At 69.9% G+C, this 17620-nt stretch carries 16 protein-coding genes; 14 read left to right on the top strand and 2 right to left on the bottom strand.

The features are described 5' to 3' along the window. Positions 1 to 157: 157 nt before the first annotated feature. The 12 genes from ACWENR_RS10955 to ACWENR_RS10900 all read left to right on the top strand — a co-directional run bounded on the left by ACWENR_RS10955 (position 158) and on the right by ACWENR_RS10900 (position 14644). Entirely contained in the window at positions 158 to 286 is a 129-nt protein-coding gene (locus ACWENR_RS10955) for a hypothetical protein (RefSeq protein ID WP_452276839.1), read from the top strand. 144 nt (positions 287 to 430) lie between these two features. After that, complete coding sequence (locus ACWENR_RS10950) at positions 431 to 1786, top strand: ABC transporter substrate-binding protein (protein ID WP_452276838.1); 1356 nt, start codon at positions 431 to 433, stop codon at positions 1784 to 1786. Beyond that, positions 1773 to 2531: a 2OG-Fe(II) oxygenase gene (locus ACWENR_RS10945; protein ID WP_452276837.1), complete on the top strand. Its 759-nt coding sequence runs from the start codon at positions 1773 to 1775 to the stop codon at positions 2529 to 2531. The genes ACWENR_RS10950 and ACWENR_RS10945 overlap by 14 nt, the downstream gene beginning before the upstream one ends. Positions 2532 to 2603: 72 nt before the next feature. After that, a complete protein-coding gene (locus tag ACWENR_RS10940; RefSeq protein WP_452276836.1) occupies positions 2604 to 4436 on the top strand; it encodes a B12-binding domain-containing radical SAM protein in 1833 nt (610 codons plus the stop codon). Positions 4437 to 4485: 49 nt separating this feature from the next. Continuing rightward, complete coding sequence (locus ACWENR_RS10935) at positions 4486 to 5520, top strand: ThiF family adenylyltransferase (protein ID WP_452276835.1); 1035 nt, start codon at positions 4486 to 4488, stop codon at positions 5518 to 5520. Beyond that, entirely contained in the window at positions 5520 to 6848 is a 1329-nt protein-coding gene (locus ACWENR_RS10930; RefSeq protein ID WP_452276834.1) for an MFS transporter, read from the top strand. Before ACWENR_RS10935 ends, ACWENR_RS10930 begins: the two co-directional genes overlap by 1 nt. Then, entirely contained in the window at positions 6845 to 8215 is a 1371-nt protein-coding gene (locus ACWENR_RS10925) for a hypothetical protein (protein ID WP_452276833.1), read from the top strand. Before ACWENR_RS10930 ends, ACWENR_RS10925 begins: the two co-directional genes overlap by 4 nt. 746 nt (positions 8216 to 8961) lie before the next feature. Next, complete coding sequence (locus tag ACWENR_RS10920; RefSeq protein WP_452276832.1) at positions 8962 to 10812, top strand: RiPP maturation radical SAM C-methyltransferase; 1851 nt, start codon at positions 8962 to 8964, stop codon at positions 10810 to 10812. Beyond that, positions 10809 to 11255 (top strand): DUF5825 family protein, encoded by a 447-nt coding sequence (locus tag ACWENR_RS10915; RefSeq protein ID WP_452276831.1) that lies wholly within the window; start codon positions 10809 to 10811, stop codon positions 11253 to 11255. The genes ACWENR_RS10920 and ACWENR_RS10915 overlap by 4 nt, the downstream gene beginning before the upstream one ends. A gap of 3 nt (positions 11256 to 11258) precedes the next feature. After that, on the top strand, positions 11259 to 12182 hold the full coding sequence (locus tag ACWENR_RS10910) for a hypothetical protein (RefSeq protein WP_452276830.1): 924 nt from the start codon (positions 11259 to 11261) through the stop codon (positions 12180 to 12182). Between the two features lie 245 nt (positions 12183 to 12427). Further along, the gene (locus ACWENR_RS10905) at positions 12428 to 13732 is read left to right on the top strand and encodes a low temperature requirement protein A (RefSeq protein WP_452276829.1); all 1305 of its coding nucleotides are present in this window, start codon (positions 12428 to 12430) and stop codon (positions 13730 to 13732) included. A gap of 183 nt (positions 13733 to 13915) precedes the next feature. Continuing rightward, on the top strand, positions 13916 to 14644 hold the full coding sequence (locus ACWENR_RS10900; protein ID WP_452276828.1) for a VOC family protein: 729 nt from the start codon (positions 13916 to 13918) through the stop codon (positions 14642 to 14644). A 117-nt stretch (positions 14645 to 14761) separates the two neighbouring features. Here the strand turns inward: ACWENR_RS10900 and ACWENR_RS10895 are convergent, their stop codons facing one another. After that, entirely contained in the window at positions 14762 to 15637 is an 876-nt protein-coding gene (locus tag ACWENR_RS10895; protein ID WP_452276827.1) for an alpha/beta fold hydrolase, read from the bottom strand. A 239-nt stretch (positions 15638 to 15876) separates the two neighbouring features. Next, positions 15877 to 16173: a hypothetical protein gene (locus ACWENR_RS10890; protein WP_452276826.1), complete on the bottom strand. Its 297-nt coding sequence runs from the start codon at positions 16171 to 16173 to the stop codon at positions 15877 to 15879. A gap of 248 nt (positions 16174 to 16421) precedes the next feature. Here ACWENR_RS10890 and ACWENR_RS10885 point away from each other — a divergent pair, with 248 nt between their 5' ends. Together ACWENR_RS10885 and ACWENR_RS10880 are read left to right on the top strand one after the other, a co-directional pair. Continuing rightward, on the top strand, positions 16422 to 16565 hold the full coding sequence (locus tag ACWENR_RS10885; protein WP_452276825.1) for a hypothetical protein: 144 nt from the start codon (positions 16422 to 16424) through the stop codon (positions 16563 to 16565). A gap of 80 nt (positions 16566 to 16645) precedes the next feature. Further along, a complete protein-coding gene (locus tag ACWENR_RS10880; protein WP_452276824.1) occupies positions 16646 to 17338 on the top strand; it encodes a hypothetical protein in 693 nt (230 codons plus the stop codon). Positions 17339 to 17620 lie beyond the last annotated feature (282 nt).

Raw genomic sequence — 17620 nt, 5'->3', positions numbered from 1 at the left:
TGTGCTCCGAATTACTCAAAGTGACGTTCAAATGACGTCGTTATCGTTCCGTTATCCGACGGGGCGGCGGCCGGATGGGCGTATCACTACGATCGATGTGTCGGGCTTCAATATGTGATGCCTGGCTGAGAATGTCGCCCCTGAAAGGAGGTAGACGGTGGAGGCAATGCTTGAGGAGACGGTTGTCGAGCAGGCCGAGGTCGTGTCCGAGGAGGCCGAGCTGGTCGAGCTCGAGTTCGACCGCGACGCGCTCAACGACTTCATCTCGATGAAGCACCGCAGCTGACGTAATCCGTAGCTGCGCGAGGGCGCCCCGGAATGCGGAAGCGCCGGGGCGCCCCACCAGGCAGAGGACATCGTGGTCGCCATTTCTCTTGATGCACTTCCGGTCGGTCCCGATCCATTCTGGCCGTGGGACTACAACGCCAGAATGATGAGCGAATTGGTCGTGCTGCCCATGCTGCGCGAGCCGGTCGGATCGAGCGGCCTTCGCCGTGCCGCCGCGGAAAGCGTCGAGTCGCCGGACGGCGGTCGCACGTGGATCGTCCGGCTCGGCAGGGATCTCTTCTGGTCCGACGGGGTGAGGCTCGACGCCGCGCACGCCGCCCGCTCGGTGCGCGCGGTCGCCCTCCGGCGGGGGTGGTCCGTGGGAAATCTGCTGGCGCCCGAGCCGGTGCGGGTGCTCGCCCCGGACACCGTCTCCATCGCCCTGCGCAGGCGGTGCACCTATTTTCCCGCGCTGCTCACCCTGCCGCAGTTCGCGCCGTCCCGGCGACTCGACGACGCGAGCCGGACGACCCTCGGCATGTACGTCTCCGCCGGGTCCGCCGACCCGGCGGTCATCCGGCTGGTCCGCAACGAGCGCCACGATGCGGCGTGCCTGCCGCGCGAGGTGCGGGCCGAGGTGTGCCCGGACCTCGCCACGTCGCTCGGCCACTTCGCCATTGGGCGCAGCGACATGACGCCGACGACAGGCTTCAGCCCGGCCGACGTCGAGTCCCTTCGCGGGCATCCCGCCCTGCACCGCCAACCGATCGCGGTGTACGCGAGCCTGGAGTTCGGGCGGGGTCTGCCCGCGGTTCGAGCGGACGCGCGGGTCCGCCGCGCGCTCGCTGCGGCGCTGGATCCGGTCGAGCTGATCGCGGGCACGGCCGGCCTGCTGGTGCCGGCACCCGTCCCCGCGCGGACGATGCTGGACGGCGCCACCGCGTCGACCCGGTGGCCCGGCATCGCCGCCGGTCCCGACCGGGCCGAGATCAGCCTGGTCCGAGCCGCGCTGGGCCCGATCGTCGAGTTCTGCTTCGCGGACTTCCCGCCCAACGACGTCTCGGTCGCCATCCTCGCGCGGCAGCTGAACGACGCCTTCGGGATCACCGTCACGCCCCGGTCGCTGTCCTACGACGACTACGTCGCAGCGGCCCGCAGCGGCTCGTACCAGTTGCTCTACACGCTCACCACGGCCGACTACCCGCACCCCTCGGCCCTGCTCGAACCCTGGACCTCCGGCGGTGCGGCAGCCAGGGAGGTCGGGCTCCGCGACGCCGAGCTGGACGGCCTCGTCGCGATCGCCGCGGCGAGCGGCCCCGAGGCCGAGGGCGAGGCCTGGGCAGAGGCGGAGAACCGGTGGTTGACGCAGCTGCCGCGCATCCCTCTCGCCCAGGTGATGGCGCACTATCTGGCCCGGCCGTGCCTGGGCGCGCTCGGGCTGACCACCGGCGGCCTGCTCCCGCTGGATCTGCTGGCTGCCGAAACGCTGTCCCAGAAGGAGAGTCATGCGACCGTCTGACACCACGACCCTCGACCAGCACGTGCTTGCCGACCTGGAGCGCAAGGCGACAGGGTTCATCGACGAACGCCACCTCGGCCCGGACACGGCGGCGGCGCTGCACGAGTGGTACCGGGCAGTGCCCGGGCGCCCGTTCGTCTTCCGCGACTTTCTCCGGCCGTCCGTGGCGAAGGGCGTCGCGTCGGCGATGGAGGCCCTTCCGGTCTGGTCGCGCTGCGCCACCATCTACGAGGGCTCCCGGGACAGCGCCGAGATCGACGAGGCGCAGTGGGCCGGGCACCCGCTGCGAGCGGCCCGGCACTTCGTCGGCCGCCCCCTACAGGCAGCCCTTGAGGACGGCGCGATGGCGCCGGAACACGTGAACGCGCTGCGCCAGTTCCTCGCCTTCGCCGTGCTCACCGATGTGCTGCGGAACTGGCTGGCGTCCCGTGTCGGTGTCCCACTGCAGCGCCGGACGACGATGGAGCTCGCCTGCTACCGCGACGGCGACGAGATCCGGCCCCACCAGGACCTGTTCCCCGGCCGCATCATGGCCGTCAACTTCTACCTCGATCAGGCCTACCGCGTCGGGACCGGCGGGCGGCTGGGGCTGCGCAACGAAGAGGACCAGGAGTTCACGGTCGACCCGCTCTACAACAGCTTCTCGCTCATCCCGGTCCGGGAGGGGTGCTGGCACTGGGTGGAGCCGTTCCGGGAGGAGCGGATGGGGCGGTACACCGTGAGCATCGGGCAGCACCACGCCTAGCCGGCGGGTCACCGCCGTACCGAAACGTCAGAAACATCGGGGGACTCAGTGCTCGGGTTGATATTTCCGCCGTTGGTCGGGTCGAACTTCGGCACCTTCTATCCCGCCACGGCGGTGCTAGCCGGCTACCTGGCGCAGCACGGCATCACCGACACGTGGCAGGAGGACCTCAACGAGGAGATGGCGTCCTACCTGGTCGAAACCGTCGGCACGCCCGCCGGACCGGTGACGGGCGTGGAGCCCGGCACCTTCCTGGAGGCGGCGGTGCGCTGGGTCTCGGGACACCGGGACCGGTTCGTCGACCCGGCGGGACGCCATCTCTTCAGCCCGGACAACCACCTGGGTCAGCTGCTGGAGACGCTGGCGCAGCCGCTGTCGATCGACCCCGGGGCCGACTGGCTGCTGCGCGGTTCGCTGGAGCTTCCGGCCGCCGACGTGTTCAGGCGGTTCTACGCCTGGCACGGCACGGTCGAGCGGCTCCCGTCGTCGACGCGGCTGCTCGGCCTCACCGTCGCCATGGGCCCGCAGCTCGTGCCGGCGCTGGTGCTGGCCGGCCTGCTCGCCGAGGCCCGCCCGGACATCCGGGTGGTGCTCGGCGGCCCCACGATCAGCCTGATGCATCCCGACGAGCTCGAACTGCTGCTGCGCGAGCATCCGTACGTGGCTTGCGCGGTCCGGTTCGACGGCGAGGTCCCGCTGCTCGCGCTGGCCAGGCAGGTCCGCGCGGGCGCGTGGGACCCGGGGGCGGTCCCGGGGGTGTCGTTCCTCGACGGCGGGGACGCGGTGCACGTGCCGCCGGGCCCGGGCCCCAACCTGAACAAGCTGCCGACGCCCGCGTTCCCCGCCCTCGTCGAGCGGCTGGCCGAGCCGCGCCTGAGCATCACGCAGGCGCGAGGGTGCTACTGGGGCAAGTGCGACTACTGCGACTTCGTGGAGCTGTACGACGGGAGCCCGCCCTACCGCGGCCGGCACGCCGACGCGTTCGTGCAGGAGATGGTCGAGCTGGAGCAACGATTCGGGGTACGCCGCTTCAACATCGTCACCGAATCGATCCCGCCGGCCTTCGCGCGGCGGATCAGCGAGCTCATGATCGAACGGAATCTCGGCTACACGTGGAACTCCTTCGCCATGGTGGACCGGCGGTTCGATCGGGAGTTGCTGGGCCGGATGGTGCAGGCCGGGTGCGAATACCTGGTGATCGGGCTGGAGACGACGGTCACCCGGGTGCTTCGCCTGGTGCACAAGTCCGCGGACCGCGACGAGAACTTCCGGTTCCTGCGGGACGCGAGAGACGCCGGCATGCGGCTCAAGGTCAATCTCATCCCCGATCTGCCCTCCACCACCTACGCCGAAGCGATGCAGGCCCTCGACGACATGCGGGAACTCGCGGACTGCCTGTACTCCGTCTCCGTCTTTCCGTTCGAGGCGACCCGCTCCTCCCGGGTGGGCCGGGATCCGGCGCGGTTCGGCCTCCTGACGGACGGGGCCGGCGACGCGACGGGCCAGTCGCAATTCGCGATGAACCACCTGCCCAACGTGGATCCCGCCATGACGCCGGACGAACGGCGCCGCGTGCACGACCTCTACCGGAGGTTCGCCGACGAGGTCGGCGCCGCCCGGGCACCGGGCGGCGGAGATCTCGACCTCGCCACGTCCGTGGTGCGGGTGCCCGTCGGCGATCTGGACGTGGTCGCCGACGGCGGTCGGATGATCTGTACCGACATGCGTACGCGGCTACGCACGACCGTGCCCGCCGCGGCGGCCGACCTGCTGGCACCCTACTGGACCGGAAGCCCGTTCAGCACCGCGGAGATGGCCGAGCGGCTGGGCCCGGCCGTGAGCGCGAAACTGCTGTCCGAGATACGGCGCAGCGGGCTACTCGAAGTGGTGTCGGCTGATGTCTGAGCCGGCTGGCTCGACCGGTGCCCGGTCGGCGGATTCGCTGGTCCGGCTGGTGGAGACGGTGGTCGTCACGCCGCGGAATCACGGATTCTGGCTGAGCCGGGGCAGGCGGGTCCTGAAGATCGGCGGGCCCGTGCCATGGCTGCGCCGTTGTCTCGCGCTGCTGCGGGACGGCTGCACCGTGGCCGAGTTGGCCCGGGGTGGACACGAGGTGGCGGTCGGCCGGCTGCTGGACCAGCTCGACGCCGAGCGGTGGCTCGCCGCCACCGACCGCCTCGACCGGGCCGGGTCCGTGCAGGAGCGGCAGATCGGCTATCTCACGCTGTTCGGGCCGGACGCGGAGCCACTCCAGCGGGCGCTCGACGGCGCGGTCGTCGGCGTCCTCGGCCTGGGCGGGGTCGGCTGCCTGGTCGCCCAGCACCTGGTCACCGCCGGGGTGCGCCGGCTGTGGCTGATGGATCCGGATGTCGTCGCGGCACCGAACCTCAACCGCCAGCACCTCTACCGGCTGGGGGACGTCGGGCGGCCGAAGGTGGAGGCCGCCGCGGGGCACCTCGCCGGGCTCGGCGACGGCATCGACGTCCGGCAGGTGCGGGCCCGTGTCGCGGCAGTCGAGGACCTTCAGGTGCTGCCGGACGATCTCGACCTGCTGGTGAACGCCGCGGACACGCCGTCCGACCTGAACGCGATCGTGGCGGAGTGGGCGCGGCCGCGGGGAATCGCCACCGTCACCGCCGCGCTCGGGCTGGACAGCGGCTACTGGGGCCCGTTGCTCGATCCGCATCGAGGACATTGCCCGGTCTGCTTCGAAAAGGCCAGGTCCGGTGGCCTCACCACCGACGAGCGGGCTCTCGAATCGGCCGAGAGCAGCCCCACGGCGTACTCCTTCGGACCCGCCAACGCCGTGGTGAGCGCGTTCCTGGCGCACGACGTCGTGCGGTTCCTGGCAACCGGAGAGGCACTGGCACTCAACAGACGGGCCGTCGTCGATTTCTCGACCGGACAGATCAGGTACCTTACCGGTCCCATCTGTTCCTGCAGCGCTGATCGAGCCGTTACGGCTTCAACGAAGGGTTCCGCAGCGTAATGCCCAACAGTTTCCTCAACCGCGAGTTGGCCGCCACCGGCTTCTACCGGCTGTGGCTCGGCGAGACCATGTCCGTGGCCGGCTCGCAGATCACCTACTTCGCCATCCCGATCATCGCGGTCCTGAGCCTCGGCGCCGACAGCGTGCAGATGGGCATCCTGGGGGCGGCCGGCTCGGCGGCGACCCTCGTCTTCGGCCTCTACGCCGGCGTCTGGGCCGACCGGTACGAGCGTCGGGGTCTGCTGCGCCGGCTCAACCTGGGCCGCGCGCTCGTCCTGCTCGTCGTGCCCGTCTGCTACCTGCTCGATCTGCTTTCCGTGCCGGTGCTCGTGCTGGTCGTCTTCACCGTCGGCACGCTCAGCCTCATCTTCGACAGCGCGATGTCGGCGTACGTCCCGCGCCTGGTCGGCCGCGCGCAGCTCACCCGGGCGAACTCCTGGATGGAGGGCAGCGCGGCGGTCGGTGAGGTCGCCGGGCCGGGCCTGGCCGGCGTGCTCGTCCAGCTGTTGTCGGTTCCGCTGGTACTGCTGGTCGACGCCTGTACGTACCTGGTGAGCGTCGTCGCGATGTCCCGGTTGCCGGAGGACAGGCCCGCGGTCGCGACCGAGCCGGAGGAGCAGGGCCGGTTCCGGCGCGCCACGTCCGGCATCATGCTGCTGCTACGGGACCGGATGCAACGGCCGCTGCTGGTGGCCGCCGCGCACTTCAACTTCTTCACCGCGATGTTCTTCGCGATCTATGTGCTCTACATCGTGAAGGTGCTGCACTTCAGCCCCGTGCAGATCGGCATCCTGGCGGCCCTGGGTGGCGGGGCGGGGCTGATGGCGTCGACGACCGCGAGCCGGATCAGCGACCGCTTCGGGCTCGGCCGTCCGCTGATCGTCGCGTATGCGCTCCCCGGAGCCGGTGCCGTTCTGACGCCGCTGGCCGCGAGCGTGTCCATGCCGGTCGCCTTCACGCTGGTGGCCGTGTCGCAGACGGTGTGGGTGTTCGCCGTCGTGGTGAACCTCATCCTCAGCGAGAGCATCAAGCAGGCGCTGGTCCCGTCCCACATGCTCGGCCGGGCGACGGCGAGCATCCGGTTCGTGAGCTGGGGCGTGGAACCGTTCGGCGCGCTGCTCGGCGGCCTGCTGGGCGCCACGCGGCTCGGGCTCGGCGGCACTCTGGTGCTGGCGAGCGTGGGCCTGGCCACCTCGGCTCTCTGGCCGCTGCTGAGCCCGGCGCGCGATCTCCGTGACCTGCCCGGCGCCGGCGACGAGCCGGCCGACGCCGCTGCCGACGGCTCAGCCGTCATCGCCGAGCAGACCGGATCCCGGGAGGGCGCGTGACGCGGCCGGTGCTCGACGCGGTGGCGAGCTTCTACCGGGGACGCAGGACCGTCCTGGTCGGGCGCCCGTTGGTGGCGTACGGCGCCACGGTCGCCACGTTGCGGTCGTGGGGTGCCGAGCCGCCGCTGGTGGTCGCCGACGGGCGGGGTCAGGGCAATCCACCCTCGGGCATCGACGGCGTCTACCTGGTGGACCTGGGCGCCCGTGAGCCGGGCGCGCTCGCCGCGGCGACGCAACGGCTGCTGGACGCGCCGCCGGAGGCGTTGGTGGCGCGGCTGGACCGCTACGACCCCGAGCATCGCGCACTCCTGTTGTGTGACAGCAACATCACCGGCACGGAGTTCGCGGGACGCGTGCTCGCTGACGGCCGGTCGGTGTGCTGCGCCCAGTGGGACCGCCCGGCCCGGTGGTCGAAGTTCTGCGCCGAGGTGGGCCTCGCCCAGCCCCGGTCCGCTCTGGTTCCCGCCGCCGAATCGCCAGCCGGGGTGGGCGACGGGCTGGATCTGGGGTTCGGGGTCCTCTGCCAGTTGGAGCCCGACGCCGACAACAGCTACCCGGCGGACGCGACCTATCTGGCCAGGACGGCCCGGGACTGGCAGACGATCGCCGACGTGGCGGCCGTCGGGCGATCCGAGGTGCGGCTGACGCCGGTGCTGCCGGGGATTCACTGCGGTGTGCCCGGTTTTGTCCTCGCCGACGGGGTGGTGACCCTCGCGCCGGTGGCGGAGATCTGGCTGCGCGACCCGTCGACGGCCCGGCTGCGCTGGGCGGGCTGTTCGACGTACCTGGAGGTGGACCCGGTGGCGGCGCAGAGCGCCCGGGCTGTGGCCGACCGCATCGGGCAGTACCTGCGGGACCGGTGCGGCTACCGGGGCGCCTTCCACGTCACCGGAGTGCTGGCCGGCCGATCCTTCACCCCCGGCGGGTTGACCGCACGGCTGCACGCCGGCCACCGGCTGCTCTCGGACATGACACCTGATCTACCGTGGGGTCTGCTGCACGCGGCGATCCGTTCGGCGCCGGAGTCGATGGTCACCTCGGCGCAGCTGCAGGAGGAGCTGGACGCCGCCGTGGCCGGCGCTCGACGGGCGGACATCATGCTGACCACGCCGGTGGCGGGAGCCGCAGCGGGGCGCACCCGCTGGCTCACCGCCACCCCCGACGGCCGGCCGGAACTGGCGGCCGGGACGGACGACAGCGCCGCGTGCCTGGTATACGGGGACTATCTGGGCCAAGGCCTGGTGATGCTGGTGCCCAGTCCGGGGCTGGGCGTGCGGGGAAGCACGCTGACGTCCTTCGTCGCGCGGGCGTTCGCGATCTCCGACGACCTCTGGGCGACGGGGCTGGCGGATCTGGAGCCGGTCTGACGGCACGGGCGCGGCACGGAGGTCGGGCCGCGGGCATCCGGTCGTGCCGACCACGGCCTGGGCGATCGCGATGTGCGGCGCGGGGCGGGCCATCACCTCGGCGCCCGGTCAGCGCGTCTGATGCCATGGACGTGGGCGACGGTGAGGTCGTGCGCCAGGGGCAGCGGCGGCGAGACCCACAGGAGCCTGCCCGCGGCGTCGGCGATGGCCTGCATGCTTCATCGATCTCCGGGCTGGCCGCGCCGCCCCGGGTCGCAGGAACAGCTTGAAAACAGGCTGGACAATCGTTAGCGTCTATCTTTGCGGTAAATTCGAGGAATCGCACATTCGGGACGGATATATCCGCTCCGGCGGCGCGGTGGGGCCGACGAACGATGTTCCTTCCCGGTTGCGCCGTCTCTGATGGCAGAAGCCGCCATCTCCGCCGGCCTGCCAGTCGCCTGCCGATTCGGCAATCGGAAGGGGCAGCGAAATTGGATTGTCATGGGTATCCTTCCCGTCAAGCAAGGGTGATCACCGTCGGTGGACCTGGGGGAGCCGGCGCCCAGAGCCGGGCTGGCTGTAACCCAGCTGGCCAACGCATCGAAAGAGGAGCGGGGGTGATTTCCATGATGCTCAAGAAGGTGAAGGTAAAGGCGAAGCCGAACGCGTCCCACCTGCCGGCAGTCATCAAGACCGCCAAGGCCAAGTAGCGCGACGAGTGGACGGGCCTCTCGCCCGTCCGCTCCCTACTTTCGAGGAGCACAGTGGTCTTTCCGCAGGTCACCCTGGTCGCGATGCCGTGGCAGGCGGTGTCGTCGCCCTCGCTGCCGCTCGGCCTGCTGCGCACGGTCTGTGTCGAGCACGGAATGCCGTTGCCGGTAACCTATCATGGAAGCATCCACTGGGCCGAATACCTGCTCGAGCACACCGACGGCGAGATCACGCCGCAGGATTACGGCCGCATAGCCGAAGAGGGCGTCTTCGACGGGATCGGCGACTGGATTTTCACCGGCACGCTCTACGAAGATGCCGAATGGAGCGTCGCTGCCTTCCGCGAATATGCCGCACAGCGTGGCCTCGACACCTCGCTCGCCTTCCGGATGCGACGGCTGGCGAGGTCCTACATGGACGAGGCCGTGGCCCGGGTGCTCGCCGACGAGCCGCGCATTGTCGGGTTCTCGACCACGTTCATGCAGAACGTGCCCTCGCTCGCGCTCGCGCGGCGGATAAAGGCGGCCGCACCAGAGACGACCATCGTGTTCGGCGGAGGGAACTGCGATGGTCCGATGGGTGTCGCGTTGCACAACTCGTTCGCCGATATCGACTATGTCGTGCGTGGGGAGGCCGAGCGGGCTTTTCCGCAGCTGCTGCACGTCTTGGCCGGAGGTGGCGGTCTCGCCGACATTCCTGCCCTGTGCTGGCGCGATGGCGACGGCAACACCCGGGTCAACCCACAGGCGGCGCCGATGCTGCCGGCGTCGATGTTCCCGAAACCCGACTACGACGACTGGTTCTCGGAGTTCGAGAGCTCGCCGATTCGGGAGTACCTGGATCCGACGCTGGTCCTGGAGTCCGCTCGCGGGTGCTGGTGGGGGGAGCTGCACCACTGCACGTTCTGTGGTCTCAACGGCAGCGTGATGACCTTCCGTGCCAAGGAGCCGGAGCGATTTGTCGACGAGCTGACCACGCTGGTCGGCCGGCATCGGACACTCGACGTGATGATGGTCGACAACATCATCGACAACGATTATTTCCATGGCGCACTGCCGCGGCTGGCGGCGTTGGACTGGGACTTCCGGTTGCACTACGAGGTGAAGGCCAATTTGAGCCGCAACCAGATCGCGGTGCTGCGCTCAGCGGGCGTCATGCACGTCCAACCCGGGATCGAATCGTTGGTGAGCTCGGTGCTCAAGCTCATGGACAAGGGTGTCAGTGCCGTGCACAACGTCCGGGTGTTGCGCGACGGCGAATCCGCTGGGCTGACCGTGTCGTGGAACTGGTTGGTCGGCTTCCCCGGCGAGACCGAGGCGGACTACGCCGAGGTGCTTGCGCAGCTGCCCGCCCTTGTCCACCTGCAGCCACCGACGGGTGCCTGCCGTGTCGTCCTCGAACGATTCAGTCCATACTTCGAGAGGCCGGAGCTGGGCTTCGCGCAGCGGCGCCCGTCGATCATCTACCGCCACACGTACGATCTTCCCGAATCCGTGTTGGCCGATCTGGTGTATCTCTTCGACACCGAGCCAGCGGGAATCGACGACGCGTCGGTGAGCCGGCTCGCCGAGCAGCTCGACCAATGGCAGGCGGGCTACGCCAACAGCCGCCTGGTCTGTTCGACCGACACCGACGGAATAACTATCCTCGACCGCCGGGTTGGCTGGCCGCAACGCGATCATCACATCACCGATGAGCGGCTCGTGGCCGCCTACCGCATTCTCGAGGAGGGTCACTCCGTCGTGGGGATGACCCGGAAACTGGATGATATGGGCGTACCGATCGCGCCGGATGAACTGGCGCAGTGGCTCGACCAGTTGCGGCGTGCCGGCCTGACCTTCGTCGAGAGTGGACGCATCCTGGCGCTGGCGACCACCGACGTGCCGGTCAAGGCGGGACGATGAACCCCCGAGAGACCGTCGAACTCGTCGCCGGGTTGCGCGATTCGATGTCGCAGGGGAGAAGGCCATCCTGGCGGGTGCCGGCCGGCGTCTCCTTCGATCCGACGTTGCTGTGCCACCTGCCGCCCCCGTGCGACTCCGAACTTCCCGGATGGACGGAAAAGCATGCCTACGGGTTGCACTACTACCGCAAGGGGCCGGCCTTCTTCACCATCAAGGATCTACGGAGGGAGGAGGCGTCGCAGTCGATCCTTCTGGACGATCCGCAGGCCGTACCGATATTCGAGAGCCTGACCGGGGTGGTAGACGTGAATCGGGCTTCCGCGGACGTCGCAACCCTGGTGAACCTGCTGGACGCTGAACGGATGATCTTCCGCTCCGAGCGTTGGGTGACATTGTTGCCGTATCGGATGCGCCGGTGGCCGGTGCCCTGCAACGCGGTGTAGCGCATGAGTGATCTGTGGGCAGGAAATCAAGCGGGCTGGGCCGTCCAGTGGCTCGAGTTTTCCCTGCCCGGTCGCGTCGGCCTGGAGAAGCTCCGGCGTTATCGGGTCAATGTCAGCTTCCTGCTGAGCGGCTGGCAATGCATCTTCGGGCAGGGGTGCCCGGGGATTCTCGTGACCGGTGCGGCGGAGGATCTGGCCTGCTGCCAGGCCGGGGTGCACCTTTCCGACGACGACGATCTGTCGAATGTGCGGTACTGGGTGGGCCGGCTCACCCCCTCCGACGCCGACTCGATGGGGGACGTGGTCAGCGGAGACTGGCTTGTCGACACCGGGCATGACGGGCCCGGCCGGTACCGGACCATGGTCCGAGACGGAGCCTGTGTGCTCGCCAACCGGTTCGATGGCCCTGCCGGGAAGCCCGGCTGCAGTCTGCATGCCCTCGCGCTCCGGATGGGCGTCCATCCGTCGGAGACCAAGCCCGAGATCTGCTGGCAGATACCGCTCTCGGTGGACGGGGAGTACGTCGAGGAGACCGAGCAACTCGTCATCACGGTCACCGCCACTCCGGGCCACAACTGGGGGTGCGCCACGACCAGCGAGCTCGGCGCGCCGGGCTGGTGGTGCACCGAGGCTCCGGACGCGTTCACCGGAGAGGACTACGTCTACGTTTCCCGTGAGGTGGAGTTGCGCAAACTGATGGGTGACGACGGGTACGACACCATGGCGAGCCTCCTTCGCGACGTTCACGTGAAGATGCCACCGCCCGGTTCCGGGCGTAGTCATCGCATGCCAGGCGAGCTGATCAACGACGGCCGCCCCTTGATCCCGATCGCTGTCGCCAGTCGTAAGCAGCGTTGGGAGGAGAACGGCATGACGTCGGAGCTCGACAGGTCCCGGAAGTACTTCCGGGACCACGACATCAACTGAGTCGTTGTGGCGCCGGGCAGCGCGGGCGAACGCTCAGACCAGGCGGCCCGCCGCATCCGCGGTGACTCGGCCGTGCCGCTGCGCGGGGTCCTTCCGCGTCCGGACGAACGAGCAGGGGTTTGCCCTGCGTGCCTGCGGGTAGGCGCGTGCCGCCCGGAAGAGGAAGCGGCAGCGGCGGGAGGATGAGTCGGTGACTGCTCGGCCGTCGAGCCGGTACGCGCGTGCCGAGCGGCGCTGAGCGCCCCATGACACGGCGGCTGCGACGAGGACTGCGTCCGGTCACCGAACGCACCCAGGTCACCCCGGCCGAGTTGTTCTTCGACGTGGTCTTCGTGTTCGCCTTTCTGCAGGTCAACACCCTCATGACCAACGAGGCGGAGCCGCTTCGGATCACGCACGGGCTGCTGGTGCTGGTCATGCTCTGGTGGTCGTGGTCGCTGTTCGCCTGGCTCGGCAACCGGGTCCGGGCCAACTACGGCCTGTCCCGGTTCACCATCCTCGCCGTCACCCCGGTCATGTTCGTACTCGCGGTCGCCGTCCCCGAGGCGTTCCAGGACCTCGCCGGGGGTGTGAACAGCGCGCTGTGGTTCGTCGCGTGTTTCGTGCTCGTGCGCGTGCTGTACCTGATCCTCCGGCTGTACGCCTCATCCGGGCTGACCCGCCGCGATGTCGCGGCGCTCGTCGTGCCGATGGTCGTCGCCTCGCTGCTGCTGACGGCCGCGGCGCTGCTGCCCCGTTCCGGGATCGAGCAGGACCGGGTGCAACTCGGGCAGGTGACCCTCTGGGCGGTCGCTGTCGTGGTGGACTACGGCTTCGGCCTGGCGTTACCGGTGCCGGCCCGGGAGGTCCGATCCGCGCGGCACTGGACCGAGCGCCACAACCTGATCGTCATCGTGGCACTCGGTGAGGTGCTGGTCGCCGTCGGCATCGCTGGAAGAGATCTACCCGGCACACCCGCCCTGTTCGCCGCCTCCGCGCTGGCGGTGGTCATCGCCGGAGCACTGGAGTGGATCTACTTCGACGTCTCCACGCTCGCGGGCGAGCACGCGCTTCGTGCCGCGCGGCCGGCACAGCGGGTGGCACTGGCCCGCGACGGCTACAGCTACCTCCACCTGCCGATGATCACCGGCATCATCCTGCTGGCACTCGGCCTCAAGCACGTCCCGGCCCTCATCGGCGACACCAACGCCTACCAGCGCGGTGATCCCCTCGAGGACCTCGGCCGCTGGGCCATGTACTGCGGTGTGGCCCTGTTCCTGGTGGCACACGCCGCGTTCCAGTGGCGGCTGAGCCCGGCGGTGGCCCGAAACGTCGGCTGGCCGCGGTTGATCGGCGCAGCCTGCGTACTCGCGCTGCTGCCCGTCACCGCGAGGATCTCCGCCCTGCGCGCACTGGCCTGGCTCGCGGCGATCTGCCTCGTCACCGCAATCACGGAGTTCGTCGTCAGCGGCAGGCACCGGCGCCAGCTACGGCAGGCGCTGCACGAGGAAGTAGCAGACGCCCCGCCGGACGACGGAGAACAGGGATCGGCCAGCCTCACGCCCGGCTGATCACGCCAAGCCCACGAGCATCCGACCGCCGAGCGGACACCGCGCCGCGCCGTGGCGAACCCGAGACGATCGCCCGCACCGCCGACGGCAGGGGACCGCAGCCGCCGCCGGCGAACCGCCTCCCACCGTTCGAAGCCGATACGGCTGATCTTGAGGTGCCGGAGCGCCGCTAGGATCGTCGGCGTGGCGACGCGGCTCGTGCAGATCAACATGAAGGCCCGGGACGACTCCGCGCTGGGCGGTTTCTGGGCGAAGGCGCTCGGCTGGGAACTCTCCAGCGAGGGCCCGGGCGTCACCAACCTCGAACCGGAGGGCTTCGTCTACCCCGACCCCGTCGCCGTCTGCGTCGACCTCATCGCCTCCCCGGAACCCAAGACGGTGAAGAACCGGGTGCACGTCGACCTCGCGACCACCTCGGCGGTCCATCAGGCGGAGGTGGTCGCGCGCCTGACGGAGCTCGGCGCGACTCCCACCGACGTGGGCCAGGGCGACGTCCCGTGGACGGTCATGGCCGATCCGGAGGGCAACGAGTTCTGCGTGCTGGACCCCCGACCGCTGCACCGGGACAACGGGCCGATCGCCGCGGTGGTGGTCGACTGCGCGGATCCGCGAGCCATGGCCGACTTCTGGGGCAGGGCCACGGACTGGGCCGTGCACACGGTTACCGACCACGAGGCGGTGCTGCGCTCCGCCAGCGGCGTCGGCCCGTATCTGCGGTTCGTCCGTACGCCCGAGCCGAAGACCGGCTGGAACCGCGTCCATCTCGACGTCCGCCCGTACCCCGGTGACGACCTGGCGGCCGAGGCGGCCAGGTTGCGGGCTCTCGGCGCCGCCGCCATCGACCTGGACGTCCCGTGGCGGGTCCTCGCCGACCCGGAGGGCAACGAGTTCTGCCTGCTCACCCCCGCCTGACCCGACCCTCGTCGTCCGCCCGCGACGCCCACGAGCCCAGCGGCCACGAGCCCGGTGGTCGGGCCGTCCGGGGGTCGGTGCTGATTCGGCGCTGGCCTACGTGGCGGTGGGATCGGCTCACGCGTTGTCGAGCACGAACGCCCGCATGAGCTCGGCGCACTCGGCGCCGTGCGTCTCCAGCAGGAGGTGGCCGCCGTCGTAGACGTGTGCGTCCATGCGGTCGAGGGCGCGGTGGTAGGCGAGGACCTCGTCGACGTCGAAGTAGGGGTCGTGCCGTCCCCACAGCACGAGCGCCGGCGGCTGGTGCGCGCGGTGGTACTCGGCGAGCTCGTCGAAGCGGGCGACGTGGTTGGCGTAGTCGGTGAACAGCGCGAACTGCGCGTCGACGTTGCCGGGTCGGCTCATCCGTTCCCAGTCGAGGTGCCACGACTCGGGAGCGTGCAGGGCGCGCAGGCGGTCCGGCAGCCCGGCGAGGTACTGGTCACGGGTGCCGGCGAAGTTCAGCCAGTCCGGCAGCGCGGCGCGCTTCTCGTCGGTCGGGTCGGCCCAGTACGCCCTGGCGCTGTCCCACTGCTCGCCGAGGCCGTCGTCGTGCGCGTTGCCGCTCTGGACGATCAGGCCGCGGATGCGGGTCGGGGCGCGGGTGGCCAGGTGGTATCCCACCGGTGCGCCGAAGTCGTGCAGGTAGACGAAGAAGCGCTCGATCCCGAGCTGGTCGAGGAGGGCCTCGACCGTCCGCGAGAGGTTCGCGAAGGTGTAGTCGTAGTCGCCGGTGGTGGGCGACGAGGACATGCCGAAGCCGGGCAGGTCGGGTGCGATCACGTACGCGACGTCGGCGAGCGTGGGCATGATCTCGCGGAACGTGTGCGACGAGCTGGGGAATCCGTGCAGCAGCAGGAGCGTCGGCTGGCCGGGGCGCCCGGCCTCGCGGAAGAACACGTCCAGGCCGTCGACGTCGGCCTGTCGGTGGCGGACCTTCCGGACGGCCTGCATCGTCTCCTCCTCCTGGCTGCGCTGACGGCAGCCGCCCGCCGGAATCGGCCCCGCGCCCGACGAGTGCCGTGCGGATGATCGCCGCCGCGCTCCCCGCGTCCGCCGGTGACGACCGGTCGTGCGCCGGGCGGCGGCGCGAGCGCCGCGCTCGCCCACCAGCCCATCGTGCCGGACCCGGAGCGACGTCGTCCGACCGTTTCGACACCCGGAGCCGCCGCCGATCGCGCCCGCAGCTCCGGTCAGCGCGCCTCGCGGGTCGCTAAGCGGGCGGAGCGGCCGAGGACGGTGAGGGTGTCCCGTGGATCGAGTTCCACCGCCACGGCGACGGTGCTCGTGCTGGCGGCGGCCGTGACGAGGGCGCCGATGTCGAGGCTCCGGCCGGAGCCGTCGGTGACGACGCCGGCGTCGAGCCGCAGGCCGGCCACGGGTGAGCCGAACGCGGCCGACGCGGCCTCCAGCAGCCGCCGGCGGGCCACGACCGCGGCGACCCGGACGGGGGTGCAGGACGAGATCGTCGTGGTCGGTCCGCCGGTCACCGGGCCGGCCGTCAGCGGTGGCCGGGCCTCGGTCAGCACGGTGGCTGGGCGACGGGGCCGTCAGACAGACACAGGACGCAGGCTGATGCGTATCGCGACACCGCTGGCCTACGCCACGGACCCGAGGAGCGGCGCGGACACCGTCGCCGCCTGGGAGCAGACGGCCTCGACGTGGTCCGGGTGTCGGAGGCGTACGGCTTCGACGCGCCGACCGTCATGGGCTACCTCGCGCCGACCTGGTGATCGTCGTGGCCCGCACCGACCCGGCGGCGGGGCACCGGGGGATCAGCCTGCTGGTGGTCGAGCGGCGCATGGCCGGCTTCGAGCGGGGCCGCAACCTCGACAAGATCGGGTTGGACAGACTGCCGATGCCGTCGCCGCTGTGGGCGTGACAGCCGCTCATGGACGGGGTCGGCGGCGCAGTCGTCGCGTCACCCCTGGACGACCTGAATTGCATGTTGCGCTCCCTCGCATGGCGGCCGGTGGCGATGTGGAATCGCTGATTCGGAGTGCGATCGAGGAGCTTGGAAACACCAATGACATAAGCGTGGAAAGACGTCCGCCGGACCCGGGTTACACGCCTCCTCCGGACCGGGCGTCAGCGTTTCGGGAGATTGTCGCGAAGACCTCGTCTCACCTCGATTCGCTGGAGCCGTGGTACTTCGAGTCCAAGGAGTTCCACGTCAATTGGCAGTTGTCGGACACCGGCGGCGAAGGCCCGCTCGTCGTCGGGGAATTCTGCCTGCAGAACCTGCACAGGGCCTTGACCGCTTGGCAGGTCCCGTTGGAGGACGTCAACCTCGCGGCGGACAAGCGCAAAATCCTTGCCGAGCTGAAGGTAATCGACGACACGCCGTACCAAGGGGCGGGCAGACTGACAGGGCTTCGGGTCACAGCGGGTGCGATCGAACCGGAGCTCTGGTATTACGACATGAGCACATCCCGCCTGGAACGGCTCGATCTCAACTACGGGGCCTACATCCGTAGCCTGCTGATCACCAAAGGCACGAGCGGCTGGCAGTACCTCTTCGCGGATGTCGACCTCACCGAGTCGTGGATCCAGGACGACGTCCTCATGTTCGGTGAGATGCTTCGGCTGTTCCCGCGCATGTTCCCGAATCACCAGTACGCGGAGTTGCAAGAGCGCCTCGAAGCACGCCGGTGACCTGCCCGTCGGGAGAAATCCGGTGCTTCCGGTGGGGCTGCTGGACGCGGTCGTGAGCGGCGGCGGGCACGACGATTGCTAGCGCTGAGACCTGACGGGTGTGGCGCGTGCGTCTCGATGGCAGTGGGTGATGGGGCGCCGTTCGCGTGGCCGGCCCGGTGGGGCGACCTCCACGTCGTCCCGGACCCTGAGAGCGTGTTTGAGAAGGTCTGTTGTGGACGGCGTGGTGGCATGACTTCCACCGGCGAGACGGGCAGGGTGGCGCGGTGTCTGCACGCCGTG

This window comes from Micromonospora sp. NPDC004336 (genome assembly GCF_053602615.1).
The sequence above is the reverse complement of the archived record's forward strand: the minus strand, read 5'-3'. Positions and strand labels throughout refer to the sequence as shown.